General features: G+C 69.8%; 17 protein-coding genes. 13 read left to right on the forward strand and 4 right to left on the reverse strand.

Annotated features, from left to right (window positions below; all coding sequences use genetic code 11):
• The first annotated feature begins 63 nt into the window (after positions 1 to 63).
• The 8 genes from LHU95_RS02085 (at position 64) to LHU95_RS02120 (ending at position 7,286) form a co-directional block, all read left to right on the forward strand.
• Entirely contained in the window at positions 64 to 1,569 is a 1,506-nt protein-coding gene (locus tag LHU95_RS02085) for a replicative DNA helicase (RefSeq protein WP_248709722.1), read from the forward strand.
• Positions 1,570 to 2,610, forward strand: a complete 1,041-nt coding sequence (gene alr, locus LHU95_RS02090) for an alanine racemase (protein ID WP_248709723.1) — start codon at positions 1,570 to 1,572, stop codon at positions 2,608 to 2,610.
• Positions 2,607 to 3,392 carry an ABC transporter permease gene (locus LHU95_RS02095; RefSeq protein WP_248709724.1) on the forward strand — a complete coding sequence of 262 codons (786 nt, stop codon included), beginning with the start codon at positions 2,607 to 2,609 and terminating at the stop codon, positions 3,390 to 3,392. The genes alr and LHU95_RS02095 overlap by 4 nt, the downstream gene beginning before the upstream one ends.
• The gene (locus LHU95_RS02100) at positions 3,389 to 4,165 is read left to right on the forward strand and encodes an ATP-binding cassette domain-containing protein (protein ID WP_248709725.1); all 777 of its coding nucleotides are present in this window, start codon (positions 3,389 to 3,391) and stop codon (positions 4,163 to 4,165) included. The genes LHU95_RS02095 and LHU95_RS02100 overlap by 4 nt, the downstream gene beginning before the upstream one ends.
• Before the next feature lie 126 nt (positions 4,166 to 4,291).
• Positions 4,292 to 4,927 (forward strand): YciI family protein, encoded by a 636-nt coding sequence (locus tag LHU95_RS02105; RefSeq protein WP_248709726.1) that lies wholly within the window; start codon positions 4,292 to 4,294, stop codon positions 4,925 to 4,927.
• Positions 4,924 to 5,310, forward strand: coding sequence for a carboxymuconolactone decarboxylase family protein (locus tag LHU95_RS02110; RefSeq protein WP_248709727.1), 387 nt, complete (start codon positions 4,924 to 4,926; stop codon positions 5,308 to 5,310). Before LHU95_RS02105 ends, LHU95_RS02110 begins: the two co-directional genes overlap by 4 nt.
• A 5-nt stretch (positions 5,311 to 5,315) precedes the next feature.
• Positions 5,316 to 6,143: a DMT family transporter gene (locus LHU95_RS02115; protein WP_248711634.1), complete on the forward strand. Its 828-nt coding sequence runs from the start codon at positions 5,316 to 5,318 to the stop codon at positions 6,141 to 6,143.
• Between the two features lie 159 nt (positions 6,144 to 6,302).
• Positions 6,303 to 7,286 carry an amino acid ABC transporter substrate-binding protein gene (locus tag LHU95_RS02120; protein WP_248709728.1) on the forward strand — a complete coding sequence of 328 codons (984 nt, stop codon included), beginning with the start codon at positions 6,303 to 6,305 and terminating at the stop codon, positions 7,284 to 7,286.
• A gap of 90 nt (positions 7,287 to 7,376) precedes the next feature.
• Here the strand turns inward: LHU95_RS02120 and LHU95_RS02125 are convergent, their stop codons facing one another.
• Genes LHU95_RS02125 through LHU95_RS02140 form a run of 4 tightly spaced genes read right to left on the reverse strand, consistent with a single transcriptional unit; the run spans position 7,377 to position 13,526 of the window.
• A complete protein-coding gene (locus tag LHU95_RS02125; RefSeq protein ID WP_248709729.1) occupies positions 7,377 to 8,150 on the reverse strand; it encodes a hypothetical protein in 774 nt (257 codons plus the stop codon).
• Between the two features lie 5 nt (positions 8,151 to 8,155).
• A complete protein-coding gene (locus tag LHU95_RS02130) occupies positions 8,156 to 12,415 on the reverse strand; it encodes a CusA/CzcA family heavy metal efflux RND transporter (protein ID WP_248709730.1) in 4,260 nt (1,419 codons plus the stop codon).
• Between the two features lie 3 nt (positions 12,416 to 12,418).
• Positions 12,419 to 12,889: a hypothetical protein gene (locus tag LHU95_RS02135; protein WP_248709731.1), complete on the reverse strand. Its 471-nt coding sequence runs from the start codon at positions 12,887 to 12,889 to the stop codon at positions 12,419 to 12,421.
• Complete coding sequence (locus tag LHU95_RS02140; protein ID WP_248709732.1) at positions 12,876 to 13,526, reverse strand: efflux RND transporter periplasmic adaptor subunit; 651 nt, start codon at positions 13,524 to 13,526, stop codon at positions 12,876 to 12,878. Before LHU95_RS02140 ends, LHU95_RS02135 begins: the two co-directional genes overlap by 14 nt.
• Before the next feature lie 271 nt (positions 13,527 to 13,797).
• Between LHU95_RS02140 and LHU95_RS02145 the strand changes: the two genes are divergently transcribed.
• From LHU95_RS02145 to LHU95_RS02165, 5 genes are read left to right on the forward strand one after another with little or no spacing between them, the layout of a single operon-like run.
• Complete coding sequence (locus LHU95_RS02145) at positions 13,798 to 14,547, forward strand: SDR family NAD(P)-dependent oxidoreductase (RefSeq protein WP_248709733.1); 750 nt, start codon at positions 13,798 to 13,800, stop codon at positions 14,545 to 14,547.
• A complete protein-coding gene (locus tag LHU95_RS02150) occupies positions 14,544 to 15,872 on the forward strand; it encodes a cytochrome P450 (RefSeq protein ID WP_248709734.1) in 1,329 nt (442 codons plus the stop codon). Before LHU95_RS02145 ends, LHU95_RS02150 begins: the two co-directional genes overlap by 4 nt.
• Positions 15,869 to 16,909, forward strand: coding sequence for an Ldh family oxidoreductase (locus LHU95_RS02155; RefSeq protein ID WP_248709735.1), 1,041 nt, complete (start codon positions 15,869 to 15,871; stop codon positions 16,907 to 16,909). The genes LHU95_RS02150 and LHU95_RS02155 overlap by 4 nt, the downstream gene beginning before the upstream one ends.
• Positions 16,902 to 17,690: an RNA methyltransferase gene (locus LHU95_RS02160; RefSeq protein WP_248709736.1), complete on the forward strand. Its 789-nt coding sequence runs from the start codon at positions 16,902 to 16,904 to the stop codon at positions 17,688 to 17,690. Before LHU95_RS02155 ends, LHU95_RS02160 begins: the two co-directional genes overlap by 8 nt.
• A gap of 55 nt (positions 17,691 to 17,745) precedes the next feature.
• On the forward strand, positions 17,746 to 18,894 hold the full coding sequence (locus LHU95_RS02165) for an MlaE family lipid ABC transporter permease subunit (protein ID WP_248709737.1): 1,149 nt from the start codon (positions 17,746 to 17,748) through the stop codon (positions 18,892 to 18,894).
• The last annotated feature ends 61 nt before the right edge of the window (positions 18,895 to 18,955 follow it).

Consider the following 18,955-nt stretch of genomic DNA (forward strand, 5'->3'; position numbering starts at 1 on the left):
CCCGCTATCCACAGGGGCTTCACCATGGCGGCGGCATGCGGTCCAGGCTAGGGTGATTGCCACATGAACAGCATCCATCCGCCGCAAGACGACCGGGGCCTTTTCGGCCTCGGCTCCCGCCTGCCGCCGGCCAGCCTGGAGGCGGAGCAGGCCCTGCTCGGCGCGCTTCTGGCCAATAACAAGGCTTATGAGCGGGTCAGTGAGTTCCTTGAGGCCGAACATTTCGCGGATGCCATCCATGGCCGCATCTACAGCGCCATTCGCCGCCGGGTGGAAAATGGCCAGCTCGCCGATGCGGTGACCCTGCGCCACGAGTTTGAGCACACGGGCGAATTGGCCGAGGTGGGCGGCCCCGCCTATCTGGCGCAATTGCTGGGTGCGATGGTCGGCATCGTCAATGCTGGCGAATACGGCAAGCTGATCCATGATTGCTACATCCGTCGCCAGCTGATTGATCTCGGCGAGCAGGTGGTGAACCGCGCCTTCGGCGCCGAGCCCGAGCTGGAGGGCAAGCATCAGATCGAGGCGGCCGAACAGCAGCTTTTCGACCTCGCCACCGAAAAGGCCAGCGAGGGCGGGGCGATCAGCTTCGAACGCGCGCTGATCCGCGCTGTAGAGGTGGCGGCCAAGGCGAAGGAAAGCGGTGGTGGCGTCTCGGGCCTTGCGACGGGCCTGCGGGACCTCGATGCCAAGATGGGCGGGCTGCATGATTCGGATCTGATGATCCTGGCCGGGCGCCCGGGCATGGGGAAGACGGCGCTCGCCACCAAGATCGCCTTCGGCGCCGCCAAGGCCCTCCTGCGGGAAGCCGAGGAAACCGGCGGCAAGCCAGGCCAGGTGGCGATATTTTCGCTGGAAATGAGCGCCGACCAGCTGGCCAACCGCCTGCTTTCGGAAGCCAGCCGCATCCAGGGCGACCGGATCAGGCGCGGCGAGATCAGCCAGCGCGAATTCGACCATTTCGTCGGCGTCAGCCGCGAATTGTCGCAATTGCCCATCCTGATTGACGATACGCCCGCCATCACGCTCTCGGCGTTGCGCACGCGCTGCCGGCGGATCCAGCGCACCAAGGGGCTGCGCTTCCTGGTGGTGGACTACCTGCAGCTGATGCGCCCCGCGGCCGGCACGCGGCCGGAATCGCGCGTGCTGGAAATCAGCATGATCACCCAGGGGTTGAAGGCCATCGCCAAGGAACTCGCCATTCCGGTCATGGCGCTGTCCCAGCTTTCGCGCGCCGTCGAGCAGCGCGAGGACAAGCGCCCGCAGCTGAGCGACCTGCGTGAATCCGGCTCGATCGAGCAGGATGCGGACAGCGTCAGCTTCATCTATCGCGATGAGTATTATTTGAAACAAAAAGAACCAAAAATCACGAACTTCCCTGATGATTCAAAGTTCCAGGACGCCATGACGCGGTGGCAACAGGACATGGAACGCGCGCACAGCAAGGCCGATCTGATCATCGCGAAGCAGCGCCATGGCCCCACCGGCACCATCCCGCTCTTCTTCGAGGCTGAATTCACCCGCTTCGGCGACCTCGACACCACGCATGAGCAAAGCTATGGCGACTGAATGGCGCATGGCCTCCTGACGATTGATTGCGGCGCGGTGGTGCGCAACTGGCGCCGCCTGTGCGAGATCCATGCGGGCGGCGCCGTCGCGGCGGTGGTGAAGGCCAATGCCTATGGGCTGGGCGCCGCGCCCATCGCGACCGCGCTGCGCGACGCCGGCTGCCGCCATTTCTTCGTCGCCACGGTGGATGAGGGCGAGGCCCTGCGCAAGGTGCTGGATGACGGCCCGATGATTGCCGTGCTGGATGGCTTCCGGGCCGGCCGCCACCCGCGCCTGACGCCCGTGCTCAATAGCCTGGAACAGATCGAGGCCCATGCGGGGCAGGTCATCCTGCATGTGGATAGCGGCATGTCCCGCCTGGGCCTGCCCGTGGACGAGCTGGAAGCCCTGGCGCGCGATCCGGGCCGGCTCGCGCATCTCGAGACGCTCTTTGTCATGACCCATCTGGCGGCGGCCGAGGATGTGCGCCATCCGTTGAACGCGGCGCAGCTCGCCCGCTTCAATGAGGCGTGCCTGCGCTTGCCGCGCGCCCGGCGCAGCATCGCCAATTCCTCGGGCATTTTCCTGGGGCCGCGCTTCGCCAGCGAATTGGCGCGGCCGGGGGCGGCGCTTTACGGCATCAACCCCACACCCGGCCGGCCCAATCCGATGGAGCCCGTTTTCACCCTTGCGGGGCAGGTGCTGCAATTGCGTGACATTCCCGCTGGCCAGACGGTGGGCTATGGCGGCGCCTGGCTGGCCACCCGCCCCAGCCGCATCGCCACACTCGGCCTGGGCTATGCCGACGGGATTCCCCGCGCGGTGGAGGGCAAGCTGCAGGGCCGCTACCGTGGGCAGAGCTTCCCCATGGTGGGCCGCGTCTCGATGGACCTCATGACCTTTGACGTGACCGACCTGCCCGGCCTTCGGCCCGGCCGCTGGGTGGAGCTGATCCATTCCGGGCAGGATGTGGATGCCGTGGCGGAGATGGCGGGCACCATCGGCTATGAAATCCTGACCTCGCTGGGGCGGCGTTACCGCCGGGAATATCTTCCCGCATGAATCGTGTTCTTGACGTTATGGCGCTGCTCGGGCGCGGGCTGATCTCGGCCTGCCGCACGCTGGGGGATGTGGCGATCTTCGCGGCCATCGGCGTCTCCCATCTGGTGCGTCCGCCCTTTCAGCCCCGGCAGTTCTGGCGGCATTTCGTGGAGATCGCGTATTTCTCCCTGCCTGTGGTCGCGCTGACGGCGCTGTTCACCGGCATGGTGCTGGCGCTGCAAAGCTTCACCGGGTTTTCGCGCTTCAATGCGGAAAGCGCCATCGCCAGTGTCGTTGTTCTCTCCGTCACCCGAGAACTGGGGCCGGTGCTGGCGGCCCTCATGGTGGCCGGGCGCATCGGTGCCGCGATGGCGGCCGAGATCGGCACCATGCGCGTGACCGACCAAGTGGATGCGTTGACCACGCTCAGCACCGACCCGATGAAATACCTAGTGGCGCCGCGCCTCCTGGCGGCCACTCTGGCCATGCCGCTGCTGGTGATCGTGGCCAATATCCTGGGCGTGCTGGGCGGCTTCCTGATCGGCACGGTGAAGCTCGGCTTCGTGGCGCAGACCTATCTGGACAACACCTGGGACGTGCTGGAGGTGATGGACGTGGTCAGCGGGCTGGTGAAGGCCGCCGTCTTTGGCTTCGTCATCGCGCTGATGGGCAGCTGGTGCGGCTATAACAGCAAGGGCGGCGCGCAGGGTGTCGGCCAGGCGACGACCTCGGCCGTCGTCGCCTCCTCCATCCTGATCCTCGCGCTGGACTACGTGATCACAGAGGCGTTCTTCTCCCGATGAGCGCCACCACCAGCAAGATCCGGCTCCGCGGGCTTACGAAATCCTTCGGCAGCAAGCGCGTGCTGGATGGCGTGGACCTCGATGTCCGCGCCGGGCATTCCATGGTGCTGCTGGGCGGCTCGGGCTCGGGCAAATCGGTCACGATCAAATGCATCCTGGGGCTGATCACGCCCGATGAGGGCTTGATCGAGATTGACGGGCAGGATGTGTCGAAGCTCTCGCGCCGGGACCGCATGGCGATGCGCGACCGCATCGGCATGCTGTTCCAGAATGGCGCGCTGTTCGACAGCCTGCCGGTCTGGGAAAATGTCTGCTTCAAGCTGCTGGCGCAGAAGCGCATCACCCGCGCCGCCGCGCGCGACAAGGCGGCCGAGGTGCTGGCCCAGGTGGGGCTGGCGGCCAGCGTGGGTGATCTTTCGCCCGCGGAGCTTTCGGGCGGCATGCAGAAGCGCGTGGCCCTGGCCCGCGCCGTGGCCGCGCAGCCGGACATCATCTTTTTCGACGAACCCACCACCGGGCTCGATCCCATCATGGGTGCGGTGATTGACGGGCTGATCGTGGATTGCGTGGAGCGCCTGGGCGCCACCGCCTTTTCCATCACGCATGACATGGCGAGTGCCCGCCGCATCGGCGATGACGCCGCGATGATCCACAAGGGCCGCATCATCTGGACCGGCGCCGCCGAGCGGCTGGGTGAAACGGGCAATGCCATGGTGGATCAATTCGCGCGGGGCGAGCGTGAGGGCCCGATCCAGATGGAATTGCGCCGGTAAGCCTGCCGCCTGGATGCCGCGCATCGCCCGGCATTGCAGGATGATCGGCCAGCCTTCAGAATCGCGCATCCGCACGCGCTGGTGAAGCTGACGGGCGCGGGCCATCGGCGTCTGGGGGCATTCCGCATGGGCTATGTGATTCTGGGTTGGGATGGTGAGGATGCCGAGGCGCCGGCCCGCCGCGCCGCTGTGCGTGAACGCCACCTCAAGGTCATCACCGCCTGGGCGGCGGCCGGGCGCCTCAACCTGGCCGTGCCGCTGTTCCGCGCCGATGGCAGCGCCGCCGGCTCCATCATGATCCTCAATGACGAGGATGAGGTGGGGGCGCGCGAATATCTGCTGGAGGAGCCCTTCGCGCGGGAGGGCGTCTGGCTCAGCTACCAGATGCGGCCCTATCGCATCGCGCCCATGAACTATCAGCCCTTGCCCTCCGGCCCGGCGCCGAGTGCCATGACGCATTGCGTCGTCATCGCCGAGGATGCGGAGAATTCCCTCGAACGCCGCATGGCCGTGCGCGAGCCGCATATGCGGCGCGTGCAGGGCTTTGCCGAGGATGGCACCATGGCCTGCGGCGGGGCGCTGCTGGGCCCCAAGGGCGGGATGATCGGCTCCATCGCCATCACCCGCCACCCGACGGAGGCGGCTGCGCGCGCCTGGTGGGCGGATGACCCTTATGTGCAGCATGGCGTCTGGCACAATCTGCGCTTCTTCCCGACGCGCTTCGCGCCCTTGCCCTACGTGCCGCTGCCGCGCCCCGCATGAGCCGCCTGGTCGAATATGCCGAAGCCCCGGCCGAGGTGCGCGCGGTGTTCGACGACATCAAGGCGAAGCGCGGCGTCGCGGATGTGAACAACTTCTGGAAGGCCTTGGCGGTGCACCCGCCCACGCTGGCGCGGGTCTGGGCCAATCTGCAGGAGGTGATGGCGCCCGGCGCGCTCGATCCGCTCACCAAGGAGATGCTGTATCTCGCGGTGAGTGCGACGGCCGGCTGCCAGTATTGCGTCGCCTCGCACACGGCGGCGGCGCGGGCCAAGGGGATGGATGCGGCGATGCATGGCGAGCTGCTCGCGGTCATCGCCATGGCCGCCGAGACCAATCGCCTCGCGGAGGCGCTGCGCGTTCCGGTGGATCCGCAATTCCAGTGACGGCCATGCTGGCGGGCCTCGGCGCGCTGCTGCTCTGGGCATTTCTGGCATTGCTCTCGACGCTGGCGCAGGGCCTGCCGCCGCTGCAATTGACGGCGATGAGCTTCGCGGTGGCCGCGGCGATCGGCCTACTGGTCGTGGCGCTGCGCGGGGAGTGGCAGGCGCTGCATCAAAGGCCGCTGGTCTGGGCGCATGGCGTGGGCGGGCTGTTTGGCTATCACGCGCTGTATTTCGCTGCCCTGGCGCATGCGCCGGCGGTGGAGGCCAATCTGCTGAACTACCTTTGGCCGCTGCTCATCGTGCTGCTTTCCGCGCCGCTCCTCGGGCTGCGGCTGGGATCGCGCCGCCTGGCCGGCGTGGCGCTGGGCTTTGCCGGTTGCGCGCTGCTGCTGGGTGGTGGCGCCCGCTTCCCCGCTGAGGCGTGGTTCGGCTTTCTCTGCGCCCTGGCGGCGGCCCTGGTCTGGGCGCTGTATTCGGTCATCGCCAAGCGCCTCGCGGATGTGCCGACCGGGGCGGTGGCCGGCTTCTGCGCCGGCGCCGCGCTGCTGGCGCTGCTGGCGCATCTGGCCTTCGAGCCGAGCGTGATGCCGGATGCGCGGCAGGCGCTGGCCGTGCTGCTGCTCGGCCTGGGCCCGGTGGGGGCCGCGTTTTTCCTATGGGACCTCGGCATGAAGCGGGGCGATCCGCGCCTGCTCGGCACGCTGGCCTATGCGGTGCCGGTGGCCTCCACGCTGCTGCTGATCATGGCGGGGGCGGGCGGCTTCACCTGGCAGCTTGGCCTCGCATTGCTGCTGGTGGCGGGGGGCGGCTGGCTGGCCGCCACCGCGCGCTGACGCGATGGAACGACGACATTACATTACGGTCACCCCGCGAACAGATCGGTTGACTCCCGGCGCGCTCCCGACGGACCATCCGCGTCTCAAAAGCAAGGCTGAGGTAGGCAAAACATGATTTGGAATCGGCCCATCCGAGCCGCGTTGCTGGCTGCATGCGTGTCCCTCTTTGGAACGGCGGCGCAGGCCGGCCCGACCCTGGATCAGATCCGCGCGCGGGGCACCCTGGTTTGCGGCATCCACACCGGCGTCGCCGGTTTCGCGCTGCCGGACAGCCGCGGCACCTGGCAGGGCTTCGACGTGGATCTCTGCCGCGGTCTTGCGGTTGCGATCTTCAACGATGTCACCAAGGTGCGCTTCGTGCCGATGTCGTCCTCGACGCGCTTCACCGCGCTCGGCTCGGGCGAGATTGACGTGCTGTTCCGCACCTCGACCCAGACCATGCTGCGCGACACCACGCTCGGCCTGCGCCATGTGACGACTTATTTCTATGACGGCCACGGCTTCCTCGTGCGCAACAGCCTCGGCGTGCGTCAGGTGCGTGAGATGAACGGCGCCACCATCTGCCTCATCCAGGGCACCACCAATGAGCAGGTCACGGCGGATTACTTCCGCAGCGTGAACGTGCCCTTCCGCCCGGTGGTGTTCGAGCGCACAGACCAGGCTGCGGCCGCGCTGCAGGCCGGCCGTTGCGACAGCTTCGGCTCCGATGCCTCGCAGCTTGCCGCCGTGCGCTCCACCATGCAGAACCCGCGCGACTGGACAGTGCTGCCGGAGCGGTTCAGCAAGGAGCCCTACGCGGCCTATGTCCGCCGCGGCGATGATGACTGGTTCGAGCTGGTTCGCTGGTACACCACCGCCGTCATCGAAGCCGAGGAGCAGGGCATCACCTCCGCCAATGCCGAGCAGATGCGCCGCACCAGCACCAACCCCAACACGCGCCGCCTGCTCGGCGTGACACCGGAACTGGGTCAGGCGCTGAAGCTTGATCCGGCCTGGGCCTATAATGTGATCCGCGCCATCGGCAATTATGGTGAACTCTATGAGCGCACCATGGGCGAAGCCACGCCGGTGGCGCTGCCGCGCGGGCCGAACAACCTCTGGACCAATGGCGGGCTGATGTACGCCCTGCCCATGCGTTGACCTGACCACCCCTGGCGCCCCGCAAGGCGCCAGCCGAATACAGCCCCTCCGCCCGCAAGGCCGGAGGGGCTTTTCGTTGGGGCCGCCAGGCTACAGCGTGAAGAGGCGGCCTTCCTGCGGCATCCGGTCCTGGATCCCGAATTGGCGCAGCGCGCGCCAATAGCTCACCGGATTGCTGGCCAGCACCGGCTTGCCGATCTCCTGCTCCGCGGCCCGCGCCACGCCCGCAAAGGGCAGCCCGGTGCCGACCTGGATGATCACCTCCACCTCGGCCGTGTTCAGCTCCGTCAACGCCCCGCGCAGCCGGTCCAGCGGCATCCGCCCGATCGAGGCGGGGCTTGGCGCGCGCAGCCCGATGAGGCGCACCACATCATGCCCGGCTTCCTCGAAAAGCCGGCGCGCGGCGGCATCGCCCACCGGCAGGAAGGGCGTCAGCAATCCGATGCGCACGGGGCGCCCGAACAGCGCATCCAGCGCGGCAAGAATCGCGGAGGAATAATCCGTGACGCCGCAGCCCAGGCGCTCCGCCACATTGCGGATCAGCGCCGCGCCGGCCGTGCCGCCGCCGACGAAATTCTCCACCATCACGCCCAGGATCACATGATCCGGCCGGCAGGGGGCCAGCGTGTCCACCGCCCCCATCAGGCCCGAGACCATGGCGGCGCGGACCGCCAGCGTATCCGCGTCCGCCGCGACGCGCTGCTCGGGGTTGGCGATGCGCGCATGGGCATTGACCACGCCCCCGGACGCGCCGCCGGGCCGCAGCCCGTCCATCTCGGCCTGGACCGCCGTGTTGGTCGCGGGGGCGACCACGCCCATGATGCAGCGATAGCCCAATGTATCGCGTGGGTTGATCTCATCCATGGGCGCTACGGTAGCACACCGGCCGCCTGGTTCACCCGGGAGCGCGCCCGGCTGGCCGCGATGGTCGCCTGGCCTTCGTCATTCGCCGCTTCCAGGCGCAATTGCCGCACGCGGAACAGGTCGAAAGTGCCGGTCTCACCGGCGCGGAAGGCGCGGAGCGCGATGCCCTCCTGCTCATTCGCGACGGAGAGGCGCTGGCGCGCGATGCGCTGGGCAGCCTCGGCCGCGCGCAGAGCGGCCTGGGCGCGGGCGGTGCCGGCTTCCACCGCGCGCTGGGCCTGGGCCAATTCCGCGGTGGCGCGCGTCACCTCGCTCTCCGCTTCGGCACGGCGTGGCGCATTGCGCCCCTCCGTGCCGAGCGGGATGCGGAAGCGCAGGCCCAGGCTGGTGGTCTCGTTCATGCCGGAACCTGCTTCCTGCCGGCCAAAGAGGCCAAGCTCCGGATTGTCACGCGGGGTGGCGCCGACCAGGCGCTGGCGGGATTCGGCATTGGCCAGGGCAGCCTCGGCCGTCAGCAGGCTGGGGTGGCGCCCGCCCCGTCGCAGGGCTTCCACAGGCAGGTTCGGCTCCAGCCCGCCGGTCAGGGTGCGATAGGCGGCAAGCGTCTGTGCGGCTGCTGCGTCCGCCTGGGCCAAGGCCAGCTCGGCGCCCAGCGTTTCGTTTCGCGCCAGCAGCGCCTCGGTCGGCGGGATATCGCCCAGCTCAGAGCGCCGCGTCACATCGCGTGCGATTTCCCGCGCGGTGTTCAGACGCTCGCGCGCCAGTTGCGCGGCGCGCCGCGCCTCGGCCGCGTCCCACCAGGCCTCCCGCAGCAGCCCCGCCACTTCGAGGCGGCGCAGGATCAGGCGGCTCTCGAATTCCGCCACGGCGGTTTCCACCGTGCCCATCAGCGCGCCGCGCTGCCCGGGCAGCCAGATCGGCGCCGCGAATTCGAGGTCCAGCTCCCGCACTTCGCCAGGGCCGCGCGTCCCGGAACGCAGCGACCCCCCCAGCGCGGGCGATCCCGCGATGGGCGAGCGCGCCGTGGCACCGCGCGCCGCCGCCGCGTCACGCTGCGCTTCCAGCGTGCGATGCCCGGCATCGAGCGCCAGTGCCGCATCCAGATGGCGCGAGAGCTGGGCCTCGGCCATGCCGGGCATCAGCAGGGCCGCCATCAGGGCGGCCGTGGCCAGGGCCCGCACCCGCGGCAAGGCGAAACGCTCATAGAGGATGGGCAGCAGCACCAGCGTCAGCACCGTCGCCGTCACCAGCCCGCCAATCACCACGATGGCCAGCGGCCGCTGGATCTCGCTGCCCGGGCCGGTCGCAAACAGGAAGGGGACAAGGGCGAGGGCCGCGATCATCGCCGTCAGCACCACCGGCGTCATCCGGCGCTTGGCACCTTCGCGCACGGCCTGCTCCAGCGAGAGGCCTTCCTCGGCGATCAGCCGGTTGATGTAGCTGATCAGCACGACGCCATTGAGCACGGCGATGCCGATCAACGTCAGGAACCCGACCGAAGCCGGCACCGAGATGAATTCCCCCGAGGCCCAGAGGGCGATGACCCCGCCGATCAGGGCGAAGGGCACGTTGCAGAAGACCAGCGTCGCCTGCCGCGCACTGCCGAAGGTCAGGTAGAGCAGCAGGAAGATCATCCCCAGGGCGATGGGCACCACGATGGCCAGCCGCGCCTGGGCGCGCTGCTGGTTCTCGAATTGCCCGCCCCAGGCGAGACGGTAGCCCTGCGGGATCTGCACACGCTCCGCCACGCGGGCCTGCGCCTCCGCGACGAAGCCGCCGATATCGCGGCCACGCACATTGCTCAGCACGGTCGCGAAGCGTTCGGCCTGCTCGCGGATCACCTGCACGGCACCTTCCTCCTCACGGATCTCAGCGACCTGGCTGAGCAGCACGGTGCCGCCGGCGGGCAGGGCGATCTGCACCCGCGCCAGATCCGCGGCCGAACGCCGCAGCCCTTCCTCGCCACGCAGCAGCAGCGGGATGCGGCGGTCGCCCTCGAGCACGGTGCCGACGCCGCGCCCATCCACCCAGACGCGCAGCGCCTCCTGCACATCGCTGGCATTGAGGCCCAGCCGGCCGGCGGCCAGGCGGTCCACGCGGACGGTGAGGTATTTCATCCCCTCATTGCGCAAGGCGAAGACATCGGCGCTGCCGGAGATGCCGCGCACTGCCTCGGCCACCTCACGGCCGATGCGGTTCAGCTCGGGGATATCCGGCCCTAAGACCTTGATGACCACATCGCCGCGCGCGCCGATGATCATCTCCTGCACGCGCATGTCGATCGGCTGGCTGAAGGAGAAGCTGGTGCCCGGGAAACCGTCCAGCACCTGGCGCACCTGCTCCAGGATCCAGGGCGTGCCGCCGGCCGTGGCCTCGGCCCGCCAGGCTTCGGGCGGCGCCAGGGTGAAGAACATGTCCGTCTCGTTCAGGCCGACGGGGTCGATGCCCAGCTCATCAGCACCGGCGCGGGCCATGATGCCGCGGATTTCGGGCACGCGGGCCATGATCTCCCGCGCGATGCGCTGATCCGTCTCGGCCGCTTCCTCGACGCCGATGGTCGGGTGCTTGCGCACCGTCACCACGGGCGTGCCTTCATCCATCACGGGGATGAAGATGCTGCCGATCTGCGTGAAGGCGAGTGCCGCCAGCACCAACCCGATGCCCGCCGTCCCCGCGACGCGGAAGGGCCGCTGCATGGCCCATTCCAGGAAAGGGTCGTAGCCCGCATGCAGCTTGCGCACGAGCCAGGGCTCCTGCGTGTGGCCGCCCTTGAGCAGGAAGGCGCACATCACCGGCACCACGGTCAGCGCCAGGGTCAGCGCCGAGATCAGCGCGAAGGCGATGGTCAAGGCCACCGGGCCAAACAGCCGCCCCTCCAGCCCTTGCAGCGAGAGCAGCGGCACAAAGACCGCGATGATGATGATGACGCCCGAGACCAGGGGCACCATCACCTCCCGCGTGGCTTCCGCCGTGAAGCGGAGGCGCTGCGCCATGCTCATCTTCGCCACCGCATGCGTGCCGAAGCGATGCGCCGCGTTCTCCACCACCACCACCGCGCAATCCACCAGCAGGCCGATGGCGATGGCAAGCCCGCCGAGCGACATGATGTTCGCCGAAAGCCCGAACTGCCGCATCAAGCCAAAGGTCACCAGCACCGCCAGCGGCAGGCTGAGCGAGACCACCAGCGCGGCCCGCCAATTCCCGAGGAACAGGATCAGCAGCACCACCACCAGCGCGATGGCCTCCAGCAGCACCTTCTGCACCGTCCAGACCGCCTTGCCGATGAGATCCGCGCGGTCATAGAACACGACGAGGTTCACCCCCTCCGGCAGGGCGCTCTGGATGGCCGGGAAACGCGCGCGCGCACCCTCCACGACCGAGCGCGCATTGGCGCCACGCAGCCCCAGCACGATGCCCCAGACGGCCTCGCCCTCGCCATCGCGCGTCACGACGCCGTTGCGGGGCAGGGCGCCGAAGCGCACATCCGCCACATCGGCCACGCGCACCACGCCGGCACTCCGCGCCAGCAGCACGATGGCACGCACATCCTCCAGCGTCTGGATGCGGCCTTCGGCGCGCACCAGCAGCGCTTCCTCGCCATCGCGGATGCGGCCCGCGCCGTCGTTGCGGTTGTTGCGCTCCAGCGCCTCCTCCAGCATCGCGGTGCTGATGCCGCGCGCGGCCATGGCCGCGGGGTCGGGCACCACCTCATAGGTGCGGACGAAGCCGCCCAGCACGTTGATGTCGGCCACCCCGGGCACGGCGCGCAGTTGCGGCCGCACCACCCAGTCCATCAGCGTGCGCGCCTCGGTGGGGGAGAGATTTTCGCCTTCCAGCGTGAACATCAGCATCTCGGCCAGCGGCGTGATGATGGGGGCAAGGCCGCCCGAGACGCCGGAGGGAAGCTGGTCCTCCAGCTCGTTCAGCCGCTCATTCACCTGGGCACGGGCCCAGTAGATATCGGTGCCCTCGGCGAATTCGAAGGTCATCAGCGTGACCGAGAAGCGCGTGACCGAGCGCATGAAGACCAGGTTCGGAATGCCGCGCATCGCGACTTCGACCGGGTTGGTGACGCGGCGTTCCAGCTCCTCCGGTGTCAGGCCCGGGGCGCGCATGGAGACGAGCACCTGCGTCGGTGCGACGTCGGGGAAGGCGTCGATCGGCAGGGTGCGGTAGGATTGGAAGCCCCAGAGCGCCAGGCCGAGGGCGCCGATGATCACCAGCAGGCGCTGCCGCAGCGCCGCATCGAGAAGTTTGCCGAGCATGGTTCAGCCCCCATCCGCTTCGGAGAGCTCGGCCAGCAGCGCCAGGATGCCGCGCGTGGCGATCTGGTCCGTGGGGGCAAGGCCGCCGCGGATCGAGGTGAATTGCGCCGTCTCGTTCAGCACCGTCACCGGCCGGGCGGTGAAGCCCGTGGGCGTCCGGATGAAGACCCAGCTTCGCTCGCGGTGGCGCACCACGCTGCCGGCGGGCACGCGGTATTGTGGCATGCCATTGGCGCGCAGCTGGAGCGCGACCGTGACGGCCTGGCCGGGGCGCAGCCCCTCGGCCCCACGATTCATCTCGGCCACTGCGGTCACACTTTGCGTGGCGGCATCGGCGGTGCGGCCGATGCGCAGCACGAAGCCCTCGGCCCCCTGGGCGGGAACCAGCACGCGGGCGTTCGCCTCCAGCGCCGGCGCGCGGGAGAGCGGCACCTGGATATTGATCCAGAGCGTGTTGAGATCACCAATGGTCATCAGCGGCGCGGCCCAGCACGATGCCGGAGACCGGGCTGGTCACCGTCAGCCCCTGCTGGATGCGGCGGGTGCGGCGCAGCTCCGTCACCTCGGGTTCACTGAGGCCGAACAAGTTGAGCAATTGCGTGCGCTCATCCAGCGCGGCGGCGGCGCCGGTCGCTTCGGCGCGCGTGACGATGAGGCGGCGCTCGGCGATCACGCGTTCGCGGAACAGCTGCTCATCGCGGCGCAGCTTTTCCTGGGCGAGTTCCTGGGCGGTCGCTGCTTCCAGGAACAGGCGCTGCGCTTCCACCAGCTCCGTGCTGCGCAGCCGGGCGACGGCCTGGCCCGCGCGCACCCGCTCATCGGGCGCCACGAACAGGCTTTCGATCAGCCCGGCGGCGGGGGCGGCGATGATGCGCAATTGAGTCGGCGGAACCACCACCTGGGCGGGCAGCAGGATTTCCGACGGGCCGGTCTCCGGCTCCACCCGCCCAAGCTCGAAGCCGCCGGCGCGGAACTGCCGGTCATCCAGGCGGATGGTGACGTCTGTCGTGGCGGGTGGGGATGGCGCCGGTTGGGCAAGGCCCGGCTGGGCCACAGCAAGGGCAAGCAGAAACAAGGGCGCGCAGAAGCTGCGCGCGATGACGGCGATCATCACAACTCTCCAAACATGCGAAATCTGGAGAGCGCACGGCTCAGCGCCCTGGTTCCCGGGAAACATCCGGGAGTCGGCTCAACAGGCCCTTTGGCCCATGCGGAGCATGGGTCAGGGCGCGTCGCATGCCTGCGATCTCCAGCGCCGGCCGACGGATGACATTTGGTTCATCTTCGGTGAGGTTTCAAGCCCCGGCGAGGCAGGGCATTAGAGAAGCCAGCCTTGACCTCGCCTGAACCGCAGCTTGCGCCAAACTGAACGGAGCCTTCGCATGATCATCCTCGTCACCGGCGCCACGGCCGGCTTCGGCCGCGTCATTGCCAGCCGCTTCGCCGGAACCGGCGCCCGCATCATCGCCGCCGGCCGGCGCGAGGAGCGCCTGGCCGCACTGCGTGAGGAACTGGGCGCGGATCGCGTGCTGCCGCTCACGCTCGATGTGCGGGACCGCGCGGCCGTCATGGCCGCCATCGCCGCCCTGCCGGCCGAATGGGCGGAGATTGACGTCTGCGTGAACAATGCGGGCCTGGCGCTGGGCCTTTCCGGTGCGCAGGATGCGGATCTCGATGACTGGGACGCCATGGTGGACACCAACATCAAGGGGCTGATGTATGTGACGCGCGCCGTGCTGCCGGGGATGGTGGCGCGCAACCGCGGGCACATCATCAATATCGGCTCGACCGCCGGCGAATTCCCTTATCCCGGCGGCAATGTCTATGGCGCGAGCAAGGCCTTCGTCCGGCATTTCAGCCTGAACCTGCGGGCGGATCTCTGGGGCACCAGGGTGCGCGTCACGGATATCGAACCGGGCCTGGTGGGTGGCACCGAATTCAGCAATGTCCGCTTCCATGGCGATGACGCGAAGGCCGCCGGCATCTATGCGGGGGCCGAGCCGCTGACGCCCGGGGATGTGGCCGAGGCGGTGCATTGGTGCGCCACGCTGCCGGCCCGCGTGAACATCAACACGCTGCAGATGATGCCCGTGGGCCAGGCCTTCGGCCCGCTGCGCGTCCACAAGGAATGACGGCGCCGACACCGCCCCATCCACCGCGCCACAAGGGCCAAATTCCGGTCACGGAATTGCTCGCCAAGGCCTCCCGCAGCCTGCTGGAGGTCTGGGGCGAGGAGATGTTCCGCAACCAGGGCACCGTGCTGGAGGTGCTGGGCCAGCGCCTGATGGTCTTCAACCGGCCCGAGGCGGTGGAGGCGGTGCTCGTCACCCAGGCGGAGATTTTCGCCGGCAAGCCGCCGCAACTGCGCAAGCTGCTCGGCCCGCTGATGGAGGATGGGCTGTTCCTGGCCGAGGGCGCCGTCTGGCGGGCGCGGCGGCCCGCCACCGCTGGCGCCACCGGCCCGGCCCATTTCGAGGCCGCCATCCAGGCCTGGGCGCAGCGCTGGGCGGCGGATTGGGGCGGGCTGCCTGATGGCGCCTCCGTCGAGGTCATTGGCGTGATGGAGCAATGCGCGGCGGAATGGCTCTGCCATGCCCTGTTCGGCGCGCAGGAGGATCGCGCCGCCGTGCGGGACATCGCCCGGCTGGCCGCCGCCTATCGCGCCAAGATCACCGGCGGCGGATTGGTCACCATGCTGGCCCTGCCCGAGGCGCTGGCGCGGCTGCGCATGCGGGGCGAGGCGCGCCGCATCCACGCGGCGGTGGACCCGCTGATCGCCAGGGCCCGCGCGGTGGGGGGCAGCATCGTCGCGCATCTGGCGACCCAGCCGGGCATGCCGGCCGAGGCGTTGCGCCAGGAGGTGATCTCGCTCTTTGCGATGGGGCATGACGCCTTGGCCGGGCTGCTGGCCTCGGCCTGGTTCCTGCTCGCCGAGGCACCGGCGGCCGAGGCCGCCCTGCATGCCGAATTGGCGCAGGCCCTGGCCGGCGCGGCCCCGCAGGCCGCTGATCTGCAGCGCCTGCCCATGCTGCGCGCCGTGCTGATGGAGGCGCTGCGGCTCTATCCCCCGGTTCCGCTGCTGGGGCGGGTGGCGGCGCGGGCGACCGAGGTGGCGGGCGTGCCAGTGCCCCGCGGGAGCCTCGCCTGCATCGCGCCCTGGGTGCTGCACCGGCATCGGGCGCGCTGGGAGGCGCCGGATGAATTCCGCCCCGAGCGCTTCCTGCCCGGCGCGCCGGCCCCGGCCCCCTTCACCTACCTGCCCTTCGGCCACGGGCCGCGGCATTGCGTCGGTGAGGCGATGACGCTGCATGCCAGCATGATCCTGCTGGCAACGCTCGCGCAGCGCTTCCGGCTGCGCGCCTTGCCGGGCCATCGCCCGGCCCCGCGCGCCGGGCTGACGCTCAGCCTGGCGGCGCGGCTGCCCATGCGGCTGGAGCGGCGCGCATTGCCCCCATGACTGATCCGGGCTTCAACCGCCCGATGAGCGACACGCCCCGCCTTTCCCTCGCCGATGCCCGCAGCCTTGCGGCCGCTGCACTCAGCGCCGCCGGTGCCAACCCGGACATGGCCGCGCTGACGGCGGCCGCACTGGTCGCCGCCGAGGCCGAGGGCCAGGGCGGGCATGGCCTGTCACGCGTCGGGATGTATGCGGGCTTCCTGCGCGAGGGGCGCGCCGATGGCGCGGCGGTGCCCCGCGTGACCAGGCAGCGCGGTGGCGCGGCGCTGGTGGATGCCGGCAATGGCCTCGCCTATCCGGCGCTGCACCTGGCCGAGGCCGAGGCGGCGCGCCGCGCGGCCGAGCATGGCGTGGCCTTCATCGCCATCACCAACAGCCATCACGCGGGCGCCATGGCGCTGCCGGTGCGGCGCCTGGCGCAGCAGGGTCTGGTGGCGCTGGCCTTCACCAACTCGCCCTATGCGATGCCGGTGCCGGGGGGCAGGCGCCCGCTGCTGGGCACCAATCCGGTCGCGGCGGCCTTTCCGCGCCGGAATGCCGCGCCGATGGTGGTGGACCTGGCACTTTCCGAAGTGGCGCGCGGAAAGATCATGGTCGCCGCCAAGGAGGGCCGTGCCATTCCGGAGGGGTGGGCGCTGGATGCGGAAGGGCAACCCACGACGGACGCCAAGGCCGCGCTGGATGGCGCGATGCTGGCCATGGGTGGCACCAAGGGTGCCGCGCTGGCGCTGGTGGTCGAGGTGCTGTGCGTGGCCCTCGGCGGTGCGGCTTTCGGCTTCGAGGCGGATAGCTTCTTCGCGCCCTCCGCCCATCCGCCGCGCCTGGGCCATGCCCTGCTGGCGGTGGATCCCGGGGCGCTGGCGGGCCAGGAGGCCTTCTTGGACCGCATGGAGGCGGTGGTGGCCGCCATGCTGGGCGATGCGGGGGTCCGGCTGCCCGGCGCTCGGCGCGATGGCCTGAGCGCACGGGCCGAGGCTGAGGGGATCGCCGTGCCCGCCGCACTCCTCGCGCAGCTGCGGGCCATGGCCCATGTCTGAATTCAGCGGCGGCTACGGGCCGTCCAGCTTCCCGCCGCCGCACCCACGCCGGCCCGACCCGCAGCGCATCTGCGGCGTGAATGCCGTGCGCGCCCTGTTCATCCGCCGGCCCGAGGCGGTGCAGCGCCTGCATTACCTGGCCGAGCGCCGCCCCGTCGCCGGCCCGCTCTGCCGCTATCTGGCGCGGCACCAGAAGGCGTATCGGGAGGTGCTGTCCGACGAACTCGCGCGCATCGCCGGCACGGAGCATCATGGCGGCATCGTCGCCATCGCCGATCCGCGGCGGGCGCTGCCGATCCCCACGCCGCCGCCGCCAGCCCTGTTCGCGGCCCCCGTGCTGCTGGTGCTGGATGGCATCGGCAATCCGCATAACCTGGGCGCCATCGCCCGGGCTGCCGCCTTCTTCGGCGCCAAGGCGCTGCTGCTCTCGGGCGATGCGCGCCAGGCGGACCTGTCCGACGCCGCCTTCCGCACCTCCGAAGGCGGGCTGGAGCATCTGGCGGTCTATCGCGCCGAGGATCTGGGCAGCACGCTGCGCCGGCTTTCGGGGCAGCTGCACATCGTGGGCGCCGTCGCGACGGGCGGCTTGCCGCCGGCGCGCATTGCCCGGACCAAGCCCATCGCGCTGGTGATGGGGGCCGAGGAAACCGGCCTCACGCCCGACATCCTGGCCTGCTGCGCCGAGCGCGTGACGCTGCCCGGCTCCGGCCTCGTCGAGAGCCTCAATGTCGCGGCGGCAACCGCGGTGCTGCTGCATGCGTTGCTTCCCGGCCAGGCATGAAGGCCGCCCAATTTCCTTGAACGCCCCCGTCCCGGACGTGCATCTTTCGGAGAGCATGCCCGTTGATTCATTCAGCTCCGAAACGACTGGCGGGCGCCTCCGGCTGCGCTTTTCCGGCGTGCTCGATACCGCTGAGGCCGCCGGGCGCTGGCAGGAGGCGATGCGCGCCGCCCGGGGGGCCGCCCAGATCACCATTGATGCGCGCGGCGTCACCCGGCTGGATTCCGGCGGGGCGGCGTTGCTGGTCAGCCTGGCCCGCGCCGGGACCGCCCAAGCTGGAGGGCCAGGAGAGGCTGCGGAGGCCGACGCCGGGGCCGAGTGGGAGGAGCCCGAGGACGCCGCCGCCCGCGCCGCCCTGGCCCGCTTCCGCGCGGCCGTCGCCACCGAGCCGCCACCGCCCAAGCCCAAGCCCTTCCAGCCGCTGACCAATATCGGCGCGGCCACGCTCGGCCTGCTGCGCCGCTTCGCCGAGCGGATGAACTTCCTGGGCGAGACGGTGCTGGCCACAGCCCGCATCGTGCCGCGCCCCTGGCGGCTGCGCTGGGCCGAACTGTTGCGCCACCTGGATGAGGCCGGCACGCGGGCCTTTCCGCTCTGCATCCTGCTGGGCACGCTGATCGGCGTGATCCTGGCCTTTCAATCCTCGGTGCCGATGCGGCAATTCGGCGCGGAGATCTTCATCCCGCAGCTGGTCGGCATTTCACTGACGCGCGAACTGGGGCCGTTGCTCGCCTCAATCATCCTCGCCGGGCGCACCGGCTCGGCCTATGCGGCCGAGCTCGGCACCATGCGGGTGAATGAGGAGGTGGACGCGCTGCGGATCATGGGCCTCGACCCCGTCGCGTGGCTGGTGGTGCCGCGCATCATCGCCTCCATGCTGGTCATGCCGGCCCTGACCATGGTGATGAATGTCACGGGCATCATCGGCATGATGATGGTGATGAGCGCGCTGGGCTTCCCGCCGGTGGCGGTGCTGAACCAGCTGGAGCAATGGCTCTCCATCGAGGATCTGGCCGGCGGGCTGGGCAAGGCCGCGGTGTTCGGGCTCGCCATCGGCTATATCGGCTGCCATGCGGGGCTCTCGGCCGGGCGTGGGCCGCGCGCGGTGGGCGATGCGGCGACCGGCGCCGTGGTGGGCGGCATCGTGGCGCTGGTGCTGCTGGACGGCATTTTCGCCATCCTGTTCTTCCGGCTGGGCTGGTGATGGCCGAAACCCAACCGCCCGACGCGCCGCTTCCCGAAGCGCTGCCTGCTACGCCGCCCGC

The organism is Sediminicoccus sp. KRV36, from assembly GCF_023243115.1.
In the GTDB taxonomy this organism is placed as follows: Bacteria; Pseudomonadota; Alphaproteobacteria; order Acetobacterales; family Acetobacteraceae; genus Roseococcus.

Excerpts from the sequence above, each read along its gene's own strand:
- LHU95_RS02085 (WP_248709722.1), top strand. The coding sequence starts at position 64 with ATGAACAGCATCCATCCGCCGCAAGACGACCGGGGCCTTTTCGGCCTC.
- alr (WP_248709723.1), top strand. The coding sequence starts at position 1,570 with ATGGCGCATGGCCTCCTGACGATTGATTGCGGCGCGGTGGTGCGCAAC.
- LHU95_RS02095 (WP_248709724.1), top strand. The coding sequence starts at position 2,607 with ATGAATCGTGTTCTTGACGTTATGGCGCTGCTCGGGCGCGGGCTGATC.
- LHU95_RS02100 (WP_248709725.1), top strand. The coding sequence starts at position 3,389 with ATGAGCGCCACCACCAGCAAGATCCGGCTCCGCGGGCTTACGAAATCC.
- LHU95_RS02105 (WP_248709726.1), top strand. The coding sequence starts at position 4,292 with ATGGGCTATGTGATTCTGGGTTGGGATGGTGAGGATGCCGAGGCGCCG.
- LHU95_RS02110 (WP_248709727.1), top strand. The coding sequence starts at position 4,924 with ATGAGCCGCCTGGTCGAATATGCCGAAGCCCCGGCCGAGGTGCGCGCG.
- LHU95_RS02115 (WP_248711634.1), top strand. The coding sequence starts at position 5,316 with ATGCTGGCGGGCCTCGGCGCGCTGCTGCTCTGGGCATTTCTGGCATTG.
- LHU95_RS02125 (WP_248709729.1), bottom strand. The coding sequence starts at position 8,150 with ATGGATGAGATCAACCCACGCGATACATTGGGCTATCGCTGCATCATG.
- LHU95_RS02130 (WP_248709730.1), bottom strand. The coding sequence starts at position 12,415 with ATGCTCGGCAAACTTCTCGATGCGGCGCTGCGGCAGCGCCTGCTGGTG.
- LHU95_RS02135 (WP_248709731.1), bottom strand. The coding sequence starts at position 12,889 with ATGACCATTGGTGATCTCAACACGCTCTGGATCAATATCCAGGTGCCG.
- LHU95_RS02140 (WP_248709732.1), bottom strand. The coding sequence starts at position 13,526 with ATGATCGCCGTCATCGCGCGCAGCTTCTGCGCGCCCTTGTTTCTGCTT.
- LHU95_RS02145 (WP_248709733.1), top strand. The coding sequence starts at position 13,798 with ATGATCATCCTCGTCACCGGCGCCACGGCCGGCTTCGGCCGCGTCATT.
- LHU95_RS02150 (WP_248709734.1), top strand. The coding sequence starts at position 14,544 with ATGACGGCGCCGACACCGCCCCATCCACCGCGCCACAAGGGCCAAATT.
- LHU95_RS02155 (WP_248709735.1), top strand. The coding sequence starts at position 15,869 with ATGACTGATCCGGGCTTCAACCGCCCGATGAGCGACACGCCCCGCCTT.
- LHU95_RS02160 (WP_248709736.1), top strand. The coding sequence starts at position 16,902 with ATGTCTGAATTCAGCGGCGGCTACGGGCCGTCCAGCTTCCCGCCGCCG.
- LHU95_RS02165 (WP_248709737.1), top strand. The coding sequence starts at position 17,746 with ATGCCCGTTGATTCATTCAGCTCCGAAACGACTGGCGGGCGCCTCCGG.